This is a genomic window from Okeania sp. SIO2F4 (assembly GCF_010672385.1).
Classification (GTDB): Bacteria; Cyanobacteriota; Cyanobacteriia; order Cyanobacteriales; family Microcoleaceae; genus Trichodesmium.
Map to the genome: position 1 here is coordinate 1 of NZ_JAAHGT010000716.1, position 5,072 is coordinate 5,072.

Annotated in this window: 6 protein-coding genes and 1 pseudogene; 3 read left to right on the top strand and 4 right to left on the bottom strand. The window is 36.0% G+C overall.

Features of this window, described 5'->3' with window-relative positions:
- A partial coding sequence (locus F6K22_RS31140; RefSeq protein ID WP_293107175.1) for an aminotransferase class III-fold pyridoxal phosphate-dependent enzyme occupies positions 1 to 250 on the top strand: 250 nt, incomplete at its 5' end.
- Between the two features lie 392 nt (positions 251 to 642).
- Here the strand turns inward: F6K22_RS31140 and F6K22_RS31145 are convergent.
- A complete protein-coding gene (locus F6K22_RS31145) occupies positions 643 to 1,947 on the bottom strand; it encodes a serine hydrolase (RefSeq protein WP_293107178.1) in 1,305 nt (434 codons plus the stop codon).
- A 130-nt stretch (positions 1,948 to 2,077) separates the two neighbouring features.
- Here F6K22_RS31145 and F6K22_RS31150 point away from each other — a divergent pair, with 130 nt between their 5' ends.
- Positions 2,078 to 2,620: a DUF4334 domain-containing protein gene (locus tag F6K22_RS31150; protein WP_293107180.1), complete on the top strand. Its 543-nt coding sequence runs from the start codon at positions 2,078 to 2,080 to the stop codon at positions 2,618 to 2,620.
- Between the two features lie 287 nt (positions 2,621 to 2,907).
- Here F6K22_RS31150 and F6K22_RS31155 read toward each other — a convergent pair.
- The 3 genes and pseudogenes from F6K22_RS31155 to tnpA form a co-directional block, all read right to left on the bottom strand.
- Positions 2,908 to 2,952 (bottom strand): annotated as a pseudogene (locus F6K22_RS31155) (hypothetical protein); the annotation flags it as partial.
- A 26-nt stretch (positions 2,953 to 2,978) separates the two neighbouring features.
- Entirely contained in the window at positions 2,979 to 3,095 is a 117-nt protein-coding gene (locus F6K22_RS43675) for a zinc ribbon domain-containing protein (protein ID WP_483244177.1), read from the bottom strand.
- Positions 3,096 to 3,741: 646 nt separating this feature from the next.
- A complete protein-coding gene (gene tnpA, locus F6K22_RS31165) occupies positions 3,742 to 4,176 on the bottom strand; it encodes an IS200/IS605 family transposase (protein WP_293107183.1) in 435 nt (144 codons plus the stop codon).
- A 246-nt stretch (positions 4,177 to 4,422) separates the two neighbouring features.
- Between tnpA and F6K22_RS31170 the strand changes: the two genes are divergently transcribed.
- The coding region (locus F6K22_RS31170; RefSeq protein WP_293107186.1) for an RNA-guided endonuclease InsQ/TnpB family protein at positions 4,423 to 5,072 on the top strand (650 nt) is incomplete at its 3' end.

Consider the following 5,072-nt stretch of genomic DNA (forward strand, 5'->3'; position numbering starts at 1 on the left):
TCTCAAAAGTATTCATATTTTTCCTGTAAAATATGAATGTATTGGTGATGTTCGTGGTTGTGGATTAATGGTTGGTATTGACTTAGTTAAAAATCGGGAAACAAAAGAACTAAATTCTGAGCTTGCATCTCAAATTCATGAACTGTCTAAAGATTTAGGATTACTCATTGGTAAAGGTGGTTTACATCGTAATGTTTTACGGATTAAACCACCACTTTGTATTACAAATTTGTATCACAAAACGCGATAAAACTACGTTTCGCTGAGGCGATCGCATTCCTACTCACTAATTTTTTATTTCATTTTAATAAGCACCTGCGCATAGCGAATCACTTATCTCCAAAATACACTAAAATTTCTTGACAAGCAATACTAATGTATCTCTTACATATCAATACTTTTAAGAAATGGCCAACAAAAGCGCAATCGCACCCTTTTTACCCCCATTTTTACCCCTAAATAGCTCATTTCAACTTTTTTTGGAAAATTAAGTTTAAATTCCAAATGTATTTAACAATAAGCTATAAGCTTAGTTTATACAAATACTAAAAAAGCATTTATTAAAACCTGAAAAGCTTAGATATAAAGCTTTTCAGGTTAAGTAGGATTTGTTTGACTCTGAATTTGACCATAGATTTGCTGCTACAGCAGACCATCATTATCAATCAGATATTTTGCCAACTTATTAATACAATTACGAATTTGAAGGTCTCGTCCACCACGACTATCAATTACAGTCATTACATAGACTTCACCATCAATACTCAACCCCAAAGTAGTACCCAGAGCACGAGAATTTTCTCCAGTCTTTTCACCCAACCATTGAGCTTCTGGCAATTTTTCTAAACCAGCATATCCCAATAACCTATCCTTCTGACGAGCTAATGCTTCTATCAATACATCAGAATTTGGATACTCATTGTTATATATTGAGACCATCATATCTGTCAGTTCATTGCTAGTCAAACGATTACGACCTTTACCAGGATTTTTAGGTCTAATGCGGTTACCCATTAATTTGTAGTTGACCTGAATAACTTTGTAGCCATCATCCTTGAGAACTTTATTAATATAAGGTTGCCCTAAATAATCGATTAGTTGATTTGTGGCAATATTACTACTATGGTCAATCATTTGTCCGACCAAAGTTTTGAGGGGATAACGTTTTCTTGCCCTAATTTCTGAAGCATCCTCAGTAAAATTACCTCGACTCACATAAACAGGAGTATCTAAACTAATATTTTCTTGAGATACTTTTTGCATCAACGCCACAGCAATAGGAACTTTGATTAAACTTGCGGCACTTGCTGGAGTTTTATTACCATTTAAGTTTAAACATTCTCTGCGTAAATTACAGATAGTAATTGTAGCTCTGCTTGATAGACCACTTTCTTTACGAATTTTATCTAAAAAATTAGATTTAGTTAGGTTTAATTGAGCGGAAGAATCATTGAGACTGCGCTTATATTCTTTGAGTTTTTTATTAGTTTTTTCTCCAATAAATGAGTCGGCAGGAATTTCCTGTAAGTTATAAATAGCTTGTTGCCAGAGATGTTTTTCTGTTTCTCTAGTTTTGACAGTTGGATTTGCAGATACTCCCACCTCAGCAGCTTGGGCACCTAGAGTTAATGCTTGTCTCCAATTATCATTAGCTCGCTGTTCAATTAATATTTGAACTTCAATTTCTTGTAATTTTTGAACTAGGTTTTGTTGTTTTTCTAATGTTGCTTGATTTTCCTCAGAAAAGAATAATCTTTTTCTAGGAGTAGGCAGAGATTCTAATTTATTAACTATGCTATCCCGCGTCTCATAGAGTTCTTGCAAAGATTGAGTATAAGATTCTGCTGCCGAGGAACTCTGTATATTCCCAATTGAAATGAGGGTAATACTGGCCATCGTTGTTAAAGTGCCAGTGAGGATTTGTTTTATTTTTAATATTCGGTGCATAAAATTCGCCCCACACAAATAAATAATTTTCTGCTGACCAATCAAGATAATCTTTAATTCTAAAGAAAATTAATCTATCAGTCTAAATACAAATATACTATGTTCTATAGTAAGTCACCAAAAAGCTAAGATGAACAGTTTAGAAAAGTTAAATACAACTCTAGAAAATGGAGGAGCTACTACGGAGGAAGCTTTAAAATTTTTTGATGAGTTAGAGTCAGTGAACTTAGAGTTTATGATAGGTAGGTGGCAAGGATCTGAATTTCCTACAAATCACCCGATGGATGGCTTATTAGAAGCTAGTGGTTGGTACGGAAAAGAATTTGTTGATGTTGACCAAGTTCATCCTTTGTTGTTTTCAGATGGGAATAATAATATATTTAAGGTTGATCCAAATCCAACTGCAATGAATTTGGGACTTCGTTTGCCAATTCTTAAAAGTCAGGCCATGAAACCTATTTTTACCCTGATGAACTTGATGTTAAAAACTGAGAAAAGTCAGGCAAGGATGCGTATGATGGAGTATCGTCAAAAAGTTAGTGCGACGATGATTTATGATAATTTGCCAATTAACGACATCTTTAGAAAAATAGATGATAATACAGTATTGGGTTTAATGGATTTTAAAGGTGTACCACAACCTTTCTTTTTTGTATTGAAGAGAGATATATAGCCAGGAGTCACGAGTCAGGAGGTAAGGTGAGTAGCCTTACTTTTTGGGCGTTGCTGAGTCTAGGTATGATTTGATAATTTTGGAGTTTGAAGTGCTTGTTAATATTAACTGTTCCCTCCATACCTATTCCCTGTTCCCTATTACCTATAAACTTACTTTCATACCTTAATTTAGCAATGCCACTTTTTGAATTTGGTATTAGAAAGATTTGGGGTTACTCATCCACAGATGTTGATGGTCAAGCTGACCGCATTTCTCAAATTAATTGAGGCATTCAAGTCTCGGTCAATTGATAGACCGCATTCTGGGCAGTCATAAGTTTTGATGTTCACTCGTCATATCCTGTACATGACCACAACTAGAGCAAGTCGAGCGAAGATGGAAAAAATCTGTCTACTACTACTAATTCTGAGCCGTACCATTGAAACTTGTATTCAAGCTGTCTTCTAAACTCGTAAAACCACTGTCTACTAATTGATTTAGCTAGCTTATGGTTAGCTTTTCATGTCGCGCAGCGAAACATTCCACTTACATTCAAATCTTCAATCACAACATTGCCGTGGTTCAAGGTTTACGTATGTTGTCAATTTATGAAGTGCATCTTTACCGAAAAATTAATAATTAATAATTAATAATTAAATAATTCGCCCCTTGAAGCCTCCCCTTGGATAGGGGAAAACAAAGACAATATTCCTTATATTCAATTCCCGAGCGGTTAAAACCTTCTTGTAATTATCAAGTTCGCCATTATCCATTATCCATTAATGAAGGATATTAGCTACTCGTCTATGTTGTTTGGCTAGCTTGACTACAGCTTTTTACCAATTGCTTGAATGCTTAACTTTCCTACTCAGTTGTCGTTGTAACTTAGCTAGTCTGTTTTGCGCTTGAGAGTAAGGTTTAACACTCTTGAAGACTTCACCTGTACTTAGTGGTTGAACCACAACATTTCAAGTTCAATCATCCGTGAGGCAATTGCTACAAATTCTTCTGTTGCTATCGAAGACTTAACTGGAATCAGGGAAAGAACCAACAACCATAAAGGGGTTGGTAAGGGGATGATGGTTTCCCCATTCCTCCACAGGGTGGGGCAGAAATCATCCCCTTACATAAATAAATGTTTAACCGCTGCCTTCTTGGTTTTGCCTGCCTCCAGACTGGTTTTTTATGTAATCTTTGATTATTTCCAAAGGTGCGCCTCCACAGGAAACGATACATTTTGAGTCGTGCCAAAGTTTAGCCTTGCCCCAATAGAAACCTTTGATTTCTTGAGCATATTTTCGTCTAATAATTCTGCTGGTAGCAGACTTTAGAGATGATATTAACTGGGAAATATTATTGTCTGGATGTAGCTGAATCAATATGTGTACATGGTCTGGCTCACCTTCAAACTCCTCTAAGGAACAGCGTTTAGCAGTTAAAACTTTTTCTATGATTTCCCTCATATCTTTAATCATGTTTGTAGTCAATACTTTTTTTCTATATTTAGTCACGAAACATATATGCAGGTGAATGTCATAGACTACATGAGAACCACGGTTTAATTCTTTTTCCATAATTTCTACTCATTTTTATTTTTGGTGTTAAGATAATTATATCGACTCAAACGTTATCTAGAGGAGATAGCTATATGGCCAATAAAAGATTGACCTTTCGACTGTATCCGACAAAGGTACAGAGAGAGAAACTATTTTTAGCCAGAAAACTGCACCAGCTCTTATATAACGCTTGTGTCACTCATAGACGTATGATGTGGAGGAAAAACGCGAAGAAGTGTAGATTACTTTACTCAACAAAACGCATTGCCTGGTTTTAGGCAGCAGTGGCCAGATTACCAGCAACTCAATCTGACTGCGCTACAGGCAACAGTCAAGCGTGTTGATAATGCTTATAACGCTTTTTTCAAAGGAATTAGGAAACGCCCTAAATTCAAATCGATCGGAAATTACTCCGGCTGGACTTACCCAGATGGTCGTCAAGGTTTTAAGGTGCAAATTGAAAAGTGCCAAAAATATGCTGTTAACTGTGGTTGGGTAACTCTAAATGACTTAGGAATGAGAATCAGAATGCGGGGTAGGTTTAAGTATTGGGGAAAACCTACTACTTGTACGATTGTTTATCGTCCTCATAAAGATGAGTGGTATGTTTCATTTAGTATCAAGACCTCGGAACCATTACCATTATTTGGTAGTAAGTCTCCCTTAGATTATGAGTCAATGGTGGCTTTTGACCTTGGTACTCAAACAGCTTTGACTTGTTATGATGGCTATGGTTTTGACGAAATTAGTAATCCTAGGTTTGACAGGGAGTTGGCCCCAAAAATTAAGCAAGCTTCACGTCAACTCAAAAGAAAGCAACGACCAATTAAAGGTAAGCAAAAAGCATCAAGTAGATGGAAAAAAGCGAATAGAAAAATCTCTAAGCTTAAGGCCAAACAATCAGCCGTAAGACG

Coding starts and splice junctions, on each gene's coding strand:
- F6K22_RS31150 (WP_293107180.1), top strand. CDS start 2,078: ATGAACAGTTTAGAAAAGTTAAATACAACTCTAGAAAATGGAGGAGCT.
- F6K22_RS31145 (WP_293107178.1), bottom strand. CDS start 1,947: ATGCACCGAATATTAAAAATAAAACAAATCCTCACTGGCACTTTAACA.
- tnpA (WP_293107183.1), bottom strand. CDS start 4,176: ATGGAAAAAGAATTAAACCGTGGTTCTCATGTAGTCTATGACATTCAC.